Origin of the sequence: Gemmata obscuriglobus (genome assembly GCF_008065095.1) — a bacterium.
Lineage (GTDB): Bacteria > Planctomycetota > Planctomycetia > Gemmatales > Gemmataceae > Gemmata > Gemmata obscuriglobus.
Genome location: NZ_CP042911.1, coordinates 8,147,556 through 8,163,907 on the forward strand (window position 1 = coordinate 8,147,556; position 16,352 = coordinate 8,163,907).

The 16,352-nt window shown below is 67.4% G+C and carries 14 protein-coding genes and 2 pseudogenes; 7 read left to right on the plus strand and 9 right to left on the minus strand.

Annotated elements, in window-relative coordinates; translation table 11 throughout:
* Positions 1-3: 3 nt before the first annotated feature.
* Complete coding sequence (locus GobsT_RS33765) at positions 4-348, minus strand: 4a-hydroxytetrahydrobiopterin dehydratase (RefSeq protein WP_010048993.1); 345 nt, start codon at positions 346-348, stop codon at positions 4-6.
* Between the two features lie 84 nt (positions 349-432).
* Between GobsT_RS33765 and GobsT_RS33770 the strand changes: the two genes are divergently transcribed.
* Positions 433-1,632, plus strand: coding sequence for a DUF6807 family protein (locus GobsT_RS33770; RefSeq protein ID WP_109571424.1), 1,200 nt, complete (start codon positions 433-435; stop codon positions 1,630-1,632).
* A 207-nt stretch (positions 1,633-1,839) separates the two neighbouring features.
* On the opposite strand, the gene GobsT_RS33775 is transcribed toward GobsT_RS33770, so the two are convergent.
* Positions 1,840-3,015 carry a DUF6985 domain-containing protein gene (locus tag GobsT_RS33775; protein ID WP_010052456.1) on the minus strand — a complete coding sequence of 392 codons (1,176 nt, stop codon included), beginning with the start codon at positions 3,013-3,015 and terminating at the stop codon, positions 1,840-1,842.
* A 156-nt stretch (positions 3,016-3,171) separates the two neighbouring features.
* Between GobsT_RS33775 and GobsT_RS38470 the strand changes: the two genes are divergently transcribed.
* Both GobsT_RS38470 and GobsT_RS33785 read left to right on the plus strand, forming a co-directional pair.
* Positions 3,172-4,122: a WD40 repeat domain-containing protein gene (locus GobsT_RS38470; RefSeq protein ID WP_010052458.1), complete on the plus strand. Its 951-nt coding sequence runs from the start codon at positions 3,172-3,174 to the stop codon at positions 4,120-4,122.
* A gap of 67 nt (positions 4,123-4,189) precedes the next feature.
* Positions 4,190-4,531 carry an ArsR/SmtB family transcription factor gene (locus tag GobsT_RS33785; protein ID WP_010052459.1) on the plus strand — a complete coding sequence of 114 codons (342 nt, stop codon included), beginning with the start codon at positions 4,190-4,192 and terminating at the stop codon, positions 4,529-4,531.
* 108 nt (positions 4,532-4,639) lie between these two features.
* Here the strand turns inward: GobsT_RS33785 and GobsT_RS33790 are convergent, their stop codons facing one another.
* Positions 4,640-6,058, minus strand: a complete 1,419-nt coding sequence (locus tag GobsT_RS33790) for an MBL fold metallo-hydrolase (protein ID WP_109571423.1) — start codon at positions 6,056-6,058, stop codon at positions 4,640-4,642.
* A gap of 180 nt (positions 6,059-6,238) precedes the next feature.
* On the opposite strand from GobsT_RS33790, the gene GobsT_RS33795 reads away from it, so the two are divergent.
* A complete protein-coding gene (locus tag GobsT_RS33795) occupies positions 6,239-6,595 on the plus strand; it encodes an SET domain-containing protein (protein WP_010042317.1) in 357 nt (118 codons plus the stop codon).
* A gap of 30 nt (positions 6,596-6,625) precedes the next feature.
* On the opposite strand, the gene GobsT_RS33800 is transcribed toward GobsT_RS33795, so the two are convergent.
* Complete coding sequence (locus GobsT_RS33800; protein ID WP_029600997.1) at positions 6,626-8,833, minus strand: DUF1549 and DUF1553 domain-containing protein; 2,208 nt, start codon at positions 8,831-8,833, stop codon at positions 6,626-6,628.
* 162 nt (positions 8,834-8,995) lie between these two features.
* Here GobsT_RS33800 and GobsT_RS33805 point away from each other — a divergent pair, with 162 nt between their 5' ends.
* Complete coding sequence (locus GobsT_RS33805) at positions 8,996-9,190, plus strand: hypothetical protein (protein WP_148087973.1); 195 nt, start codon at positions 8,996-8,998, stop codon at positions 9,188-9,190.
* Positions 9,191-9,560: 370 nt separating this feature from the next.
* Positions 9,561-9,723 (plus strand): annotated as a pseudogene (locus tag GobsT_RS33810) (transposase); the annotation flags it as partial.
* A gap of 277 nt (positions 9,724-10,000) precedes the next feature.
* Here GobsT_RS33810 and GobsT_RS33815 read toward each other — a convergent pair.
* From GobsT_RS33815 to GobsT_RS33830, 5 genes and pseudogenes are all read right to left on the minus strand, one after another.
* Entirely contained in the window at positions 10,001-10,786 is a 786-nt protein-coding gene (locus GobsT_RS33815) for a transposase (protein ID WP_010042313.1), read from the minus strand.
* 197 nt (positions 10,787-10,983) lie between these two features.
* Positions 10,984-11,679, minus strand: coding sequence for an IS630 family transposase (locus GobsT_RS33820; RefSeq protein WP_010042311.1), 696 nt, complete (start codon positions 11,677-11,679; stop codon positions 10,984-10,986).
* On the minus strand, positions 11,676-11,810 hold the full coding sequence (locus tag GobsT_RS40690) for a hypothetical protein (protein ID WP_261341495.1): 135 nt from the start codon (positions 11,808-11,810) through the stop codon (positions 11,676-11,678). The genes GobsT_RS33820 and GobsT_RS40690 overlap by 4 nt, the downstream gene beginning before the upstream one ends.
* Positions 11,811-12,247: 437 nt before the next feature.
* A pseudogene (locus GobsT_RS40195) lies at positions 12,248-12,694 on the minus strand (leucine-rich repeat domain-containing protein); the annotation flags it as partial.
* Positions 12,695-13,008: 314 nt separating this feature from the next.
* Positions 13,009-14,112 carry a leucine-rich repeat domain-containing protein gene (locus tag GobsT_RS33830; RefSeq protein ID WP_010042302.1) on the minus strand — a complete coding sequence of 368 codons (1,104 nt, stop codon included), beginning with the start codon at positions 14,110-14,112 and terminating at the stop codon, positions 13,009-13,011.
* A gap of 379 nt (positions 14,113-14,491) precedes the next feature.
* Between GobsT_RS33830 and pgi the strand changes: the two genes are divergently transcribed.
* Entirely contained in the window at positions 14,492-16,123 is a 1,632-nt protein-coding gene (gene pgi / locus GobsT_RS33835; RefSeq protein WP_010042300.1) for a glucose-6-phosphate isomerase, read from the plus strand.
* The last annotated feature ends 229 nt before the right edge of the window (positions 16,124-16,352 follow it).

Genomic DNA, 16,352 nt, shown 5'->3' on the forward strand with positions numbered 1-16,352 from the left:
GTGTTAGCCCAGTGCGTCGATCTTGGCCGCCACGATGAAGTCGTTCGCCGACAGCCCGCCGATCGCGTGCGTGCTCAGCTCGACCGCGGCGTGCCGGTAGCCCGTCAGGTGCAGGTCCGGGTGGTGGTCCTCCGCCTCGGCGAGGTCGGCGACCCGGTTCAGGAACGCCATCGCGGACGCGAAGTCCGTGAACTTGTACTTCCGGCGGATCAGCTTGCCGTCGTCCGAGAGCGCCCATCCGGGGACGGCCGCAAGGTGCGCGGCCACCTGGTCCGCGGCGAGCGGGGGCGTGCCGCCCTCGCACGCGGTACACTTCTTGGCGGTCAGTTCGGCGGCGGATACGCTCATGGGAAGCTCCCCTGAACGGGCGAGTTGGTGTCCATCTTACGCCGCGACCCGCGCCGCGCCGAACCCTTTCCCACAGAGCGACCCATGACACGCACGCTGCCCGTACTTGCGCTGTTGCTCGCGACCCCGCTGATCGCACACGCACAGAAGGTCGAGGTGACCGGCGGTAAGGCCGATGCGGCCGACGCCGTCGTGGTCGCGCCGCTGCCGGCCGGCTCGAACGCCAACTCGGTTACGCTGCCCGACGGCCTGCACGTCCCGGCCCAGGCCACCGCCGACGGCAAGTCGCTGGTGTTCGTCCTGCCGAAGCTCAAGGGTGGCGAAACCGTCACCGCTACCCCGACGATGCTCAACTACGTCAAGGCGCCCCCGCAGTTCAAGTTCGCCACTGAGAAGGACGGCACGACGGTCCTGTCGTTCGACGGCCGCAAGGTGCTCCAGTATTTCAACCTGCCGCGCGACCCGGCCAACCACTACTACACGTTCAAGCCGTTCCACAACGTCTACGACCCGGCGAAGGGCGAGGTCCTGCTGACCAACACGAGTGCGAAAAGCGACAAGGACGGCCAGTTCCCGCACCACCGCGGGCTGTTCTTCGGGTTCAACCGGATCAGCTACGGCGAGAAGCAGACCGCCGACGTGTGGCACGGCACCAACGGCGTGTTCTCGCAGCACGACAAGATGCTCGCGACCGAAGCCGGTGAGGTGTTCGGCAAGCACGTCTCGCAGATCTCGTGGCACGGCAAGGACGGCGCCACCTTCGCGACCGAGGAGCGCGCGGTCACGGCCTACGCCGCCAAGAGCGGTACGCTGATCGACTGGTCCACGACGCTCTCCACCACGCTCGCGAAGGTGCGGTTGGACGGCGACCCGCAGCACGCCGGGTTCCACTTCCGGGCCAACCAGGAGGTGTCGAAGAACGGTAAGGAGAACACCTATTACCTGCGCCCGGACGGCAAGGGGAAGGTGGGCGAGACGCGGAACTGGGAGCCGAAGGCGAAGGAGCCGAATCCGAAGACGATCAACCTCCCCTGGAACGCGTGCAGCTTCGTGACCGGCGGGAAGCGGTACACGGTGGTCCGCATCAACCACCCGGACAACCCGAAGGAGACGCGCGGCAGCGAGCGCGACTACGGCCGGTTCGGGGACTACTTCGAGTACGACCTCACCGCGGACAAGCCGCTGAAGCTCAAGTACCGGGTGTGGGTGCAGGAAGGGGAAATGACCGTCGAGCAGTGCGCCGCGCTGGCCGAAGGGTTCGTTCACCCGCCCGTGGCAAAGTAAAGGCAGATCGGCCACAAAAAGCACAGAACAAAGGCAGACTGGCCACAAAAAAGCACAAAGGGCACAAAAGGAAAGCGAAGACCAAGACAATAGACAAGTGCGTTTGAACTCACTCTATTGTCTTGGTCTTCGCTTTCCTTTTGTGCCCTTTGTGCTTTTTTGTGGCCAGTTTCTCTTCATGCCTTCGTTTTTGGTGACCGATTCGTGTCAGCTCTCGGTCTTCGCGGCAGCTTCGAGCAGCCGGATGATCTCTTCGAGCCGCAGTTGGATGTCGTGAAACCGCTCGCCGGCCGCTTCTCGCACCAGCGACATCATCCCGTCGAGCAGCGCGTCCCGCTTCTTCGCCGGCGCAAACCCCATGTCGCGGTACATCCGCTTCGCGTGCTTCAGCGGGGTCGTCTTTTCGTCCGGGTTGGGCAGGTTCGGGTCCGCGCCGAACGCCAGCAACCGCCGCACCTCTTCCACCTCGATCTGGTCCACCGAGATCCACAGCGGCGGGTACTCGTCCTCGCCGAGGGCGTTGATGTCGGCGCCCCGCGCGACCAGCTCGCGCGCGAGGGGCTCGTCGCCCGTGAGGATCGCTTCGAGCAGCAGGTCGTGCGGCGACGGGACGTACTCCTCCTGTTCGGCCTCGCTCTCGGGCTCGTCCGATTCGAGCAGGTCGTACAGGCCCTCCCACGAGGTCCAGTGCGCCTCGCGCGTGTCGGGCGCGTAGGTCACCACCATCCCGTGCTCGTCCTGCCAGTCGGATTCGAGCAGGAACACGAGGTGCGCGAACCCGTTCCGGGCCTCGCGGGCGATGTCCACCCGCGTGACCGCGAACCGGCCGCTCAGGTCCGCGACGGTGGCCGCGGCTTTGATCCCGGCTACCTGGCGCCAGTGCTCCTGCTCGTACGCGCTCTGGAACGACTCCCACACCTGCGCGACCACGGCGTCGTACACCGCGGCTTCGTTGTCGCACAGGAACCGGTACGACTCCTGTTGAGCGGGCGAGGGCTCGGCCCCGCCGGGGGCGGCGACGCGCACCGGGAACCGCCCCTTCGCAAACAGCGCCGCGTTCTTCTCGCGCCGGGCGGCCCGGCGCTGCTCGCGCTCCTGGTCCTTGGGGTCGGACTCGGCGGGCGCCGGTTCGGGCGCCTCGGCCGCGCGGTCGAGTTCGGCGAGCGCCTGGTCCACCCGTTCGCCGAACTGCGCCCGCATCTGTTCCTTCATCGCCTCCAGCGCCGCGCTCATGTCGGCGGCCATCCGGACGGCCTCTTCCTCCGTGAGCGGCGCGGGTTCGGGCATCTGACCCACGGCCGCGAACCGCGGCAGCCCGGCGGACCCGGCCCACGACTCGTCGGCTTCCTTGAACCGCAGTTTGCCGAACACCTCGTGCGTCACGGGCTCACTCCGCGGGCGATCGCGTTTCAGGCACCAGGGGCGACACGATTCAGGATAGCGATTTCGTTCGCCCGCGAACCGGTCCGCGCTGGCACGAGTTGTGTTGTAGAGTGCTGGTTGGGCACCGCCGCAGCGGGGACCGGACAGGGGGCAGCCGTGAACGCGCAACTCGAAACCGCAAAAACGATTGTGGCCCTGAAGGGGCACACGGCCGGAGTCCTCGCCCTCGCCTTCTCTCCCGACCGGTGCCTGCTCGCCTCGGCCGCCGCCGACGGGACCGCCCGCGTGTGGAACGTGTCCGGCTCGAAGGTCGGCGAGCGCTCCGTGTTGCGTAAAGCCGGGGACCTGTTCCATTCACTCGCGTTCGCGCCCAACAGCCGCACCCTGGCCGTCGGGTCCGGGGCGCTGAACGGCATGGTCTGGCTGTACGACGTTACCGATCCGATCGCGGTCGAGGCGGGCGTGCTCCGCGGGGCGCGCGGGGCGGTCGACGGTTTGTGCTTTTCCGCGGACGGCAAGCAAGTGGCCGGAGCGGGCGCGGACCGGACGGTGCGCGTGTGGGAACCGCGGGCCGGTGCGAGCGCCGACCCGCGGGCGATGCTCGTCGGTCACGCACACGCGGTGAAGGCGGTCGCGTTCACACCCGACGGTACCGGGCTGGCGACGGCGGCGTGTGACGGCTCGGTGCGCGTGTGGTCGGTCGGGCGCATCCGTTCGACCGAGCGGGCGGTGCTATCGCACCCGAGCGAAGTGAACGCGGTCGCGTACTCGGCCGATGGCAAGACGCTCGCCACGGGCGCCCAGGACGGCGTCATCCGGTTGTGGGACGTGGCCGCACTCAAGCCGATCGTGCGGGCCGAGCTGAAAGGAACGGTTGGGGCGGTACGCGCGGTACTGCTTTTGGCTGATGGCGACACGCTGGTGAGCGCCGGCGACGACCTCCGGGTGCGCAACTGGAGCCTCCGCACCGGGAAACCGGTGCGCGAGTGGGAGGTGCCGGGCGAGTCGGCCACACGGTTCGCGTTCACCGCGGACGGCCGGTACATGGCGAAGGGCGAGGCCGGCGGGGCGGTCGAACTGTTCCGGGTCGCGGAGAAAAGGACGTAGCTTCCCGTTCGTGCGGAGAATGTTAAAATGGAGGCGCGTACAGAACTTTTCGGCGGAGGCGCGTACCGTGGCCAAAGACCCGCTCGACCCACAGCGCTGCGCGAAGCTGCTCTCCGCACTCGCGGCGCCGGAGCGGCTGAAGATCGTTCGGTTCCTCGCGGACGGCCCGCAGAACGTGACCGCGATCGCTGATATGCTGCGGCTCAAGAACGTGGTGAACGTGTCGCACCACCTCAGCGTACTGAGAAACGCGAACCTGATCCGCGGCAAGAAGATCGGCCGGTTCGTGCTGTACTCGCTCCGCCCCGGGGTGCTCGAAGACGCCGTCGAAGCCGGCGTCCCCAAGGACGCGCTCAACCTCGGCTGCTGCCGCATCGAGATGCCCAACTGCCGCACCGAGGTGGAGTAGAAGAAGAGTGTTCACCGCAGAGGGCGCAGAGAGAAAACAGAGAACGATCATTTGTTCTTGTGTTCTCTCTGCGCCCTCTCGTGCCCTCTGCGGTGAACACTCTTTACCTCACACCGGCACCACGTCGCCACGCACGGGGATTTCGACGTCCGCAAACCCGACCCCTCTCAATCCCTCTGCGAGCTTGGCCGCCCGCTCGGGGTCGCCGTGGACCAGCCGCACGCGGGCGGTGGAACCGGCCAGCGGGCCGAGCATCCGCAGCAGGTCCGGGTGGTCGGCGTGGCTGGAGAGCCCGTTCAGCACGACGACCTCGGCCTTCAACGGGCACAGGCGGCCCAGGATGCGCACCTCCGGCCGCCTCTCGACGAGGCGGCGGCCGAGCGTGTCCGCGGCCTGGTAGCCCGCGATGAGGACGGTGTTCCGCGCGTCGCCCAGCGCGTGCTTCAGGTGGTGCTGCACGCGCCCGGCCTCGCACATGCCGCTCGCGGAGATGATCACGCACGGGCGGTCGAACCGGTTCAGCTTAACGCTCTCGTTGACCGTCTCGACGTAGCGGACGTGCTTCTCGCCGAACAGGTCCGGGTGGGCGCCGAGCAGCGCGAGCGTCTCGTCGTCGAAGCACTCGGTGTGTGCGCGGAACACCTCGGTCGCGCGCGACGCCATCGGGCTGTCCACGAAGATCGGCAGCGCGGGCAGCTTGCCGGCGGAAATAAGCTGGTGCAGGAAGTACACGACCGTTTGCGTGCGGCCCACCGCGAACGCCGGGATGACGACCCGCCCGCCGCGCTCGACCGTCTGCCGCACCACCGCGCCGAGCTTGTCCGCCGTCTCGTCGACGTGCTCGTGGGTGTGGCCGCCGTAGGTGCTCTCGGTGATGAGCAGGTCGCAGGGCGGGATCGGCTCCGGGTCGCGCAGGATGGGCAGCCCCGGGCGGCCGATGTCTCCGGTAAAGGTGACGCGGCGCTCACCGGCGGGGCCGCCGATCCGCAGGTGAACGGTGGCCGAGCCGAGCAGGTGACCGGCGTCGGCGAAGGTGACCTCAATGCCCTTGCCGATGTGGAACGGCTTCCCGTACGGAACCGCCTGCATCTTGGTGAGCGTGCGGTACACGTCCCGGGCGTCGTAGAGGGGTTGCACCTTCGCGTCGCCGCGGTCCCGCTTCTGGTTCAGGTAGTTGGCGTCCTCTTCCTGGATCTTGGCGGCGTCGCCGAGCATGACCGCGGCCAGCGCGCGGGTGGCCGGGGTGCAGTAGATCGGACCGGCGAACCCCCTGCGCACGAGGTTCGGCAGGTTCCCGCAGTGGTCCACGTGCGCGTGGCTGAGTACGACGGCGTCGATGTCGCGGGTGCGGAACGGAAAGTCGCGGTTGCGGGCGTAGCTTTCGGCTCGCTTGCCCTGAAACAGCCCGCAGTCGAGCAGGAGCGTTTTGCCCGCGGCGTCGAGCCGGTGCATGGACCCGGTGACGGTCTGCGCGGCGCCCCAAAAGGTGACCTGCGGTTCCGGCTGCGGTTCTGTCACTTTGGCCATGTCACCTTCGGACGGGTGCGACAAACGCGGGCGCCTGTGTGCAGCATACCCCGCGGCGGCCGGCTCCTGTAAGGGCAATCCAGCCGCCGGTGTGGTAATGTGCTGTCGGCCGAGGGGTGTTCACGCCGCGGCATGAGGCACGCGGCGCGTGCTGGAACCAACAGACGGCGAGAGGCGCGAATGGTGTACTTCCGGTTGCGACCGTCCACGATCCCCGGCGCGGGGGTCGGGGTGTTCGCGGTGACCGACATCCCGAAAGGGACCCTGATGCCGGAGTTGTTCGCGCCGGGCGACGTGCGGCGCCTGACCTGGGAAGAGTTTTCCGAACTCACCGTGCCGGACGAGGTGAAGAACAACTTCGCGACGCGGTACGAAACCGAGTGCTTCGTACCGGCCGACTTTAACCGGGTCAGCGCGGGGTGGTATCTGAACGATTCGGACGAGCCGAACCTCGCCCACGACGCCAACTACGACTACTTCACGCTGCGCGACGTCCGGGCCGGCGAAGAACTGTTCATCCGTTACGACGATCTGTGACGCCGGGTGCTGGAACTCGAAACGACCGGGTCACCGGTTGAACAGGAATTCCTTGCTGTTCACCAGCGCCCACAGCATGTCCTTGTACACGTCGTTCCGCGAAGCGTCCTTGAGTAACCCCCGCACCGTTTCGCGTTCCGTGGCGGTCGGGGTGCGGGCCAGCGCCCGCAGGAACAGCGCGTCCGTCACCTTGTCGTCGTCCTTTTCGGCCGCGAGCAACTCGGACACCCACCCGCCGGCGTTCAGCTTCTGGGTCACGGTTTCGCCGCCCAGTAGGTTCAGCACCGCCGGCAGGGACACCTCTCCGGTGCGCTCGCACGCGCACGCGGTTACGCGGTCGCTGCGGCCGAACGCGCGCAGGAAGTACGAGTTCGCCCCCGGGTCCGGCACCTGCACCGCCCGGGTGCCCATCGGGTACCCGGCGAAGTGCTCCGGCACGCCGCTGAGGTCGCAGACGGCGTCGAGCAGCACCTCGGCGGGCAGGCGGCGCGCGTAGTAGTGCGAATAGAACCGTGGGTCCGTCTCGTTGCCCTTGCGGGTGGCGCTGGATAGTTGGTACGCGCGGGAGTTCAGCACAACACGCATGAGCGCCCGCAGGTCCAACTTCTTGTCCACGAACTCCTTGTTGAGCGCGGCCCACAGCGCCGGGTTGGTGGGCGGGTTGGTGGCCCGCAGGTCGTCCACCGGCTCCACCAATCCTACGTTCATGTAGTGCTTCCACACCCGGTTCACCATCGCCCCAGTGAAGTACTCGTTTTTCGGATCGGTGATCCAATTCGCCAGTTGTGCCCGCGGGTCGTCGGTGGGCTTCACGTCGGTGGGCGTGCGGTCGAGCGGCTGCGGCTTCATGAACGCGCCGGTGCGCGGCTGGCTCACGCCCACCGGGTTCTTGTTCTGGTTCTGATCCGGGTGGCTGACCCTCAACACGGTCGCCCCGTCCTTCGCCTCTTTACGGTCGAGCTTCACGCGGCTGAAGTACGCCGCGAAGTGGTAGAAGTCGTCCTGCGTGTAGCGTTCGAGCGGGTGGTTGTGGCACTTCGCGCAGCCGATCCGGGTGCCCAGGAACGCTTGCGCGACCGACTCGGGCGCTTCCGAACTCTCGCCGTGCCGGTGCTCACCGACCGTCACGATGAAGTACCCCACCGCGGGGCTCCCGGTGCTCGGGCCGGTGGCCGTGAGCACGTCGCGGGCGATGGCGTCCCAGGGGCGGTTCGCGGCGACCTGCTTGCGGAGCCACGCGTGGAACTGCCGCACGCCTTTCACCCCGCGCACGTCGTGGTCCCGCTCCTTGCGGTTCTGGAACAGGTCGCTCAGTTGCAGCGCCCAATAATCGGTGAACTCCGGGCGCGCGAGCGCCGCGTCGATCAACTGTTCGCGCTTCTTGGGGTCCGGATCGGCAACGAACGCCTTCACCTCGTCAACAGTGGGCAGCACGCCGCAGGCGTCGAGTAACACGCGCCGGACGAACTCCGCGTCGGTACACAGGTCCGACGGCTCGACCCGCAGTTCCTTCAGCTTCGCGAACACATGGGTGTCGACGAAGTTGTTCGCGGCGGCGAACCGCGCGCCGTCCAACGGCCGGTCGAACGGAACGCCGATCACCGTGACCGCGACCTCCGTGAGGTACATCGCGCGAACGGCGCTGGCCCCGTGGCGCAGCGCCTTCGCCCGGCCGCCTGGTGTTACGGCGAGGTACGCGGGGTCGTTGGAATCGAACTTGGTGAGCCAGGTGACATCGCGCCGCGAGCCGTCGGCGAACGTGGCGGTCGCAACCAGTTGCACCTCTTCGCCGGGCTTGAGCACCTGTGACGCCGGCGCCAGTTCGAGCTTGCTGACCGGAACGTCTCCCTTGCTCGGCCCCGGGTGCCCGGCTTTCAGCCAGTCGAGGAGTAACCCGTACTCGCGGCTGGTGGCCGAGAACAGCCGGCCGCCCTCGTGCGGGGTCTGGCCGGTGGCTTTGCGGAGCAGCAGGCTCTCTTCGGGCCTCGTGCGGTCGATGCGGCGGCCGTCGAACTCGCGGGTGACCCACTTGTAATCTTGCTCGGGAGCGAACCCGCGGAGCGACAGCCGGAACCCGTTCTGGCCGGCACCCTTCCCGTGGCACGCGCCCTGGTTACATCCGGCTTTCGTGAACAGCGGGACGACATCCGCGGTGAACGACGGAACGTCGCCCGCACGGGCCGCTCCCGGCGCGCCCGCCACAACGGCTGCAGCGAGTAGGTACGAGAGCCTTGGCATGCGGGCACTCTGGGGAAAGGTGTTCGGCGGGTCGGGCACGGCGCCGGGTGCAGGTAGGGGGCGCTTTTAGGCTCCTCCTTGAGCTTAAGTCGCTTGCGGAGAGCGAGCAAGACGTTGTTGTGGATCATACCGGTGGGCGGTTCGGTGCTCGCCGGTGACGCCATGCTCTGTCCGCGGGATCTGGCCCGACAGGTGATCGCGGGTGGGGGCCATTCCCCACGCCCGAGCGAGCAACTGGGGCGCCCGGCCACGACGGTGGACCCGGGGCACGGGCGGATCGAGGCGCGGACCGTGCGCCCCCCCCGGCCCGAACCGCCCACGACCGGTGGACCGGGCGGAAGCAAGGATGCCGGGTGACCCGCAAGCGGACGATCCGAGGTGTGACCACCGTGGAGTTGGTGCACGGGATCACCAGCTTGCCGGCCGAGCGAGCCGACGCACGAGCACCTCTGGACGGGCTCCGGTCGCATCGGCTCATCCAGAACCAATGCCACGACGTGTGCGAAGTGACCCTGCGTGAGGATGCGCCGGGGTGCCGCGCCGCAGGTGCTGGCCGCGCTCCGTAACGCCGTGACCCACTGAAGTTCCCCACGAATGGTGAACAGCGGGAAAGCGGTGTAAACTCCAAGTACAAGGTAGGCACCACAATGGCTGGTACGCGCAAGGTCTACACGCCGGAGTTCAAGCTCAAAGCGGTGTAAACTCCAAGTACAAGGTAGGCACCACAATGGCTGGTACGCGCAAGGTCTACACGCCGGAGTTCAAGCTCCAGGCGGTCCAGATGATCACCGAGCAGAAGCTCTCGGTGGCCGAGGTGGCGCGCCGCCTCGGCCACCGAGAACCGGCTCCACGGCGGGAAGAAGGCGGTCCTCAAGAAGGGTGCCGAGGCGTCACTGCTGCGCACATCTGATGCGTACCGTCGTGTTCGACCGTTTGGCGGTTTCGGCTGGAGCAGCTTGTGAACCGCGGTGTGTCCCCCGGACTTCCGCGGCGGGGGCTCCTCCGGTCGCGGCTTCTGGTTGTGCACCTTGACCCACTTCGATGACTCGCGCCCGGAGAGCCGCTCTCGTGCGCGCCCACGCGTCCGCGCATCGTCGCCCGGCACCGGGAGGGTGGTGGCCACCTCGTCGAGCGTCAGCACCTCGTGCAACCCGATCAGTTCGCGGGTCATGTCCGCGAACACCGGTTCGGCCGACACGTCCTCGACGGGCGTGTGCTCGGGGCGCCCGGCCGTGAGGTACGCCCGCACCAGTTGCAGCACGTTGAACAGGACCAGGCACAGGCCGCCTGGAACACGGTCGCCGGCGGGCGGCACCCGATCAGCCGCTGCAGGTGGAACACCTCGGTGATCTGTTGGAATACGTTCTCGATTTGCCAGCGCGTGAGGTACACCGCCAGCAGATCGGCGCCGGGGTGCAGCCGGTCGTCGAGACGGTCCGTGATCACCCCCACGTCCTCGTCGCCCGGGCGGATCAGGGGGGCCCGCCGCACGTACAAGCGGCGCTCCCCTTGTACCTCGGCCCCGAGCCACCCCCACTCCTGGCGAACGGTTCGGCCGTCGGCATCGGTGCCCGTGACCGCGGCCCGCGTCGGGCCCGGGTGGAAACCGGTGTTGTGCCCGTACCGGACGACGAAGTGGTCCCCGCCGTCGGCGAACCGGCGGGGCGGGATCCGGTCGCAGAACTGACGGTCGGCCACCCGCAGCCGCGGACCCGTCACCACCTCGCGGACGGTCGGCAGCAGATGGGGTACGGACCGGATGTCATTGGCCTCCCCGTCCGCGTCGGCGGCCAGCCCGACCGCCACGCCCCCCGCCGGTAGGTACGCGACCAGCAGCTTCCCGCCGTACCGCTTGCCCGGCCGGTTCCGGGTCGGGAGCAGCCGCTTGGCCATCCGCTTGATCTTCTTCCCGTCGACCACCACGACCGACAGCCCGCTCCGGCTCGCCGGCACAGCGGCCGGACGGGCGTCCGCCGGGAGCAGCGGGCGGAGGCGCGGGGTGAGGGCGGTGGGGAAGGCCTCGGCCAGCGGCAGCGGGAACCATCACAGTCTACGAGTACTCGGCAGCGGAGTAGTCGCTTCAATTCGGCCGCGGCTATGAGCCGCGGAGAACTGGGGTTTTTCGTTTCCGCCCCCTAACTAGTGCTGTGTCAGGTTTTGATTTTAGGGTAGAGGGATTTGAGCCTGTTGCGAGCATCGTCGGTGCGGAACTGCCGATCGACGCTACGCTGCTTGTCGTTGGTGTAGTCCTGCCAGGCGGCCGTCTCTACCCTCAACTCCTCTATCGTTGCGAACCGCCTACCCTGCACGCATTGCCGCGTCATCGCGCCCAGCTCACATTCCGCGACGTTCAACCAACTCCCGTGCTTGGGCGTGTGGCGGAACTCCGATCGCCTCACCAGCGCCCGCGCCGTTTCCGGGTCGAACGCCTCGTAGAACGCACCGATCGTGTGCGTGTTCCGGTTGTCGCACACCACGATCACCTTCACGGCATCCCGGTAGCGAGTCCGTAGTAACTCGGCCACCTCCAACGCCCAATCCACCTTCGTCCGCCGCTCCCGTACGCTCACCTGGCGCCACCCCACCAGCGCCTCACAGAACATGAAGATGCTCGCCGTGCCCGCCCGCTCGTACTCGTAGTCCACCCGGCGCGGATGATCCTTCGTCGCGGGAATCGGCGCCCGCGTCTCCTTGAGCAACGGGATCGGTTGCTCGTCCATGTTGAGTACCGGGTAGAGGCAATCGTAAGGCAAGGCATAGGTGTCCAGGACCAATTCCATGTGCGCCACGAACGCCGCGTCGGCGTCTGGCGGGATCACCCCGTACTCCAACTTCCGCGGCGTCATCGCGTTTTTTTGAGCGTCTGACGAATGGTCTCGTGGCTGATGGCGTCCACAACCTCCAACGCGACGACCTGCTCGGCCAGTAACCGCAGGCTCCAGTTGGCGAAGCCCTTGGGCGGCGGACCCAATCGCATCGCGATGAGTGGCCCGTTCCGCATCCGAAAGACGAACGATATACTTCTTCATCACGGCGGCACCTCACGGGGGGGCTGCCATCATACCAATGGACCCCGTGGCATCCTAATTCGTTAGCCTGACACAGCACTAGGCTCTTGAGTGCAGCCAACTCCTTCACCCCCGCGTCCGTCACCCCCGTGGCAGCCAGTTCGAGGTGGGTGAGGTTCTTGAGCGCGGCCAACTCCTTCACACCCGCGTCCGTCACCCCCGTAAAAGACATGCCGAGGGCGGTCAGGCCCGTGAGCCCGGACAGTTCCTTCGCACCCGCGTCCGTCACCCCCATGGAACCGAGGTCGAGGGCGGTCAGGCCCTTGAGCGCAGCCAACTCCTTCACACCCGCATCCGTCACACTCGTGCCGCCCAGACCGAGTGTATTTAGCGCCCCGAGCGCAGCCAACTCTTTCAGCCCCTCATCCGTCACCAGCGTGTGGCTCAAGTCGAGGGTGGTCAGGGCTTTGAGCGCGGCCAGCGCCTTCACCCCCGCGTCCGTCACCCGCGTAAAGGTCAGGTCGAGGGTGGTGAGGCCCTTGAGCCCGAGGGCGGTCAGGGCTTTGAGCGCGGCCAGCGCCTTCACCCCCGCGTCCGTCACCTCCGTGTAGCTCAAGTCGAGGGTGGTCAGGCCCTTGAGTGCGGCCAACTCCTTCAGCCCCGTGTCCGTCACCCGCGTGAAGCTCAAGGAGACCTTGGTGACGGGCCGGCCGTCTGGCGTCGTGTTGCGAGTCACCTTCCCGCCGCGCTTCTCGACGAGCGCCACGGCCTTATCCTCGGCCTCGTCCGCACGCGCCGACGGGCACACCCACAGGACCGCAAGGGCCAAGGCGAGAGCGCACACCCTGAGCATCGGTGTCTCCAGTTCTGAGGCAGTTCCGGACGGTCTTACGGCGCCGCGGGTCCCGGCGTGCGGAACCCCGCCCTTCGTACACAGACGGCTCCGGCCGCGCCCGGGTCTGGGAGCGCGAGCGGCATCAGCCGCGCGACCGCCCCGCCGATGCGGTCCACTGACTTCGTTTTCGCCGGCCGCACGTTCTTGTACCGGTCCCGATCGAGCCGCACCGCGTTGACGCACCCGCGCCGGCCCGCGGCCCACCAACGCGGATGCCACGCCCGACCTCTCCGGGGCGCCGCCCGTGGCGTGGTGCCGACCGCGGCCTTACGTCAATTCAAGATCTTGCACTTCGGTAGCGCCGAGTTCAACTCCTTCACACCCGCGTCCGTCACCTTCGTGCCGTACAACTCAAGGTTTGTTAGCCCCTTGAGCCCGGCCAGCGCCTTCACACCCGCGTCCGTCATCTCCGTGTAGCTCAAGTCAAGGGTGGTGAGGCCCTTGAGCCCGGACAGCTCCTTCACACCCGCGTCCGTCACCTTCGTGTTGTTCAGGTAGAGGGTGGTCAGGCCCTTGAGCCCGGACAGCTCCTTCAGCCCCACGCCAGTCACTTTCGTGCCAAACAGGTAGAGATGGGTGAGGTTCTTGAGCGCGGCCAACTCCTTCAGCCCTGCGTCCGTCACCGGCGTGCCGGCCAGGTGGAGGTCGGTGAGGTTGAGCCCGGCCAGCTCCTTCAGCCCCGCGTCCGTTACCTTCGTGCCAAGCAGTCCAAGGCAGGTGAGGCCCTTGAGCGCGGCCAGTTCCTTCAGCCCCGCGTCCGTTACCTTCGTTTGGCTCAAGTCGAGGTCGGCGAGCTTTTTGAGGGCGGCCAGCTCCTTCAGCCCCGCGTCCGTCACCTCCGTGTTGTTCAGGCGGATGGTGGTGAGGCCCTTGAGCGCGGCCAGCTCCTTCAGCCCCGCGTCCGTTACCTTCGTGTGGCTCAAGTCGAGGTTAGCGAGCTTTTTGAGGGCGGCCAACTCCTTCAGCCCCGCGTCCGTCACGCCCTTGCCGCTCAGCCTGAGCGTGGTGAGGTTGTTGAGCGCGGCCAGTTCCTTCATACCCGCGTCCGTCACCGACGTGCTGTTCAGATCGAGGGTGGTGAGGCCCTTGAGCCCGGCCAACTCCTTCACGCCCGCGTCCGTTACCCACGTGCTAAACAGGTTGAGGTGGGTGAGGTTCTTAAGCCCGGCCAGCTCTTTCAGCCCCTTGTCCGTCACTCGTGTGAAGCTCAAGTAGACCTTGGTGACGGGCCGGCCGGCCGGCCTCGTGTCGCGAGTCACCCTCCCGCCGAGCTTCTCGACGAACGCCACGGCCCTATCCTCGGCCTCGTCCGCACGCGCCGACGGGCACACACACAGGACAGAAACGACCGCGGCGAGCGCCAACGTCCTGAACATCAGTTGCTCCTGGTTCGGGGTAGCCGTTCAGTGGCGCATTGTACCGCGTACCGCGCCCGGGTCGGAGCGCGGGCGCCGCGGCGACCGCCAGTACGTCCGCAGTCGCCCTCCGGCTCAGAAAGCGGGGCCACCTCCGTGGGGCTCGGCGTCTGAGAGTCACTGAACGCGCGATTGCAGAACCGGCACCGCTGGGCGAACTCAGCGCGATCCAACCGGCGTTCCGAGTCGGCCGGAGCGGCGGGCCGCCAAGTCGTAGCCGGAATTCACCCTGGCAGAACATGCCGACGACTTGTCACAAGCGAAATTCCCACCCGGGCCACAAATCGTAGTATCATCGGTTCCTCCCCGCGCTGATCGAACCGAAACGGAGAGCCGTCAGATGGCCGAGCACACGCTCCTGACCCAGCGCCCCGCATGGGCCGCGCTGCAGTCGCACTTCCAGGGCCTCAAGGCCGCGCACCTGCGCGACCTGTTCGCCGCCGACCCTGGCCGCGGCACCCGCCTCACCGCCGAGGCGGTCGGCGTGTTCGCGGACTACTCCAAGAACCGCGTCACGGACGAAACGCTCAAGCTCCTGTTCGCGCTCGCCGGCGAGTGCGACCTGAAGGGGCGCATTGAGGCGATGTTCGGCGGCGAGAAGATCAACATCACCGAGAACCGCGCGGTCCTGCACACCGCCCTCCGCGCCCCGAAGGGGGCCGTCGTCACCGTCGACGGCAAGAACGTGGTGCCGGAGGTTCACGAGGTGCTCGACGCGATGTCGGCGTTCGCCGACCGCGTTCGTTCGGGCGCGTGGAAGGGGCACACCGGGAAGCCGATCAGGAGCGTCGTGAACATCGGCATCGGCGGGTCCGACCTCGGCCCGGTGATGGCGAACGAGGCGCTGCGCTTTTACGCGCAGCGCGACCTCACCTTCCGGTTCCTCTCGAACGTGGACGGCACCGACTTCGCCGAGACGGTGCGCGACCTGGACCCGGCGGAAACGCTGTTCATCGTGTGCTCGAAGACGTTCACCACCCAGGAGACGATGACCAACGCGGAGAGCGCCCGCGCCTGGTCGCTCGCGACACTGAAGGACCCGGCGAGCGTGGCGAAGCACTTCGCGGCGGTCAGCACCAACGCCGCGAAGGTGAAAGAGTTCGGGATCGACACCGCCAACATGTTCGGGTTCTGGGACTGGGTCGGCGGGCGGTACTCGATGGACTCCGCGGTCGGCCTCGCCACGGTGCTCGCGCTCGGCCCGACCCACTTCCGGCAGATGCTCGACGGCTTCCACGCGATGGACCAGCACTTCCGGACGACGCCCTTCGAAAAGAACGTCCCGGTGATCCTGGGGCTCATCAGCGTGTGGTACGGCAGCTTCTTCGGCGCCGAAACCGCGGCGGTGCTCCCCTACGACCAGTATCTGAAGCGGTTCCCGGCGTACCTCCAGCAACTCACGATGGAGAGCAACGGGAAGCGGGTCACGCTGGGCGGGGCCGAGGTCGATTACCAAACCGGCGCGGTGTACTGGGGCGAGCCGGGCACGAACGGGCAGCACAGCTTTTATCAGCTCATCCACCAGGGGACGAAACTGATCCCGTGCGACTTCATCGCGTTCAGCAAGTCGCTGAACCCGGTGGGGCGGCACCACGACCTGCTGATGGCGAACGTGTTCGCCCAGGCCGAGGCGCTCGCGTTCGGCAAAACCGCCGAACAGGTGCGGGCCGACAAGGTCGAGGAGTGGCTGGTGCCGCACAAGACGTTCCCGGGCAACCGGCCGTCGAACGTGCTGCTGCTGGAGAAGCTGACCCCGTTCGCGCTGGGCACGCTCGTGGCCCTGTACGAGCACATCGTGTTCACGCAGGGGGTGATCTGGGACATCGGCTCGTTCGACCAGTGGGGGGTGGAACTGGGCAAGGCGCTGGCGTCGCGGATCGTGCCAGAACTCGAGGCGGCGACCGAACCCGACCTGAAGCACGACAGCTCGACCAACGCGCTGATCCGCCGCTACCGCCAGGGAAAGAAGTGAGGTGCGGAGTCCGGGCGGCTCAGAGATCGAACTGGACAGATTGACCCACCACGTGCCCGCTGCCGTCCGCGGGCACGTGGCGACGTGCCGCAGCGCTTACCCGCGCCCGCCGCACCGCTTCCGACCGGTCTCCAGGCCCGCTTGTCACCGGTCCCGGTTACTCGTGGCATCCAGAGCGTCGTACCCCATTTTTTCCGCCGCTCAAGAGCGGAGCGCCCGGCGCGACCGC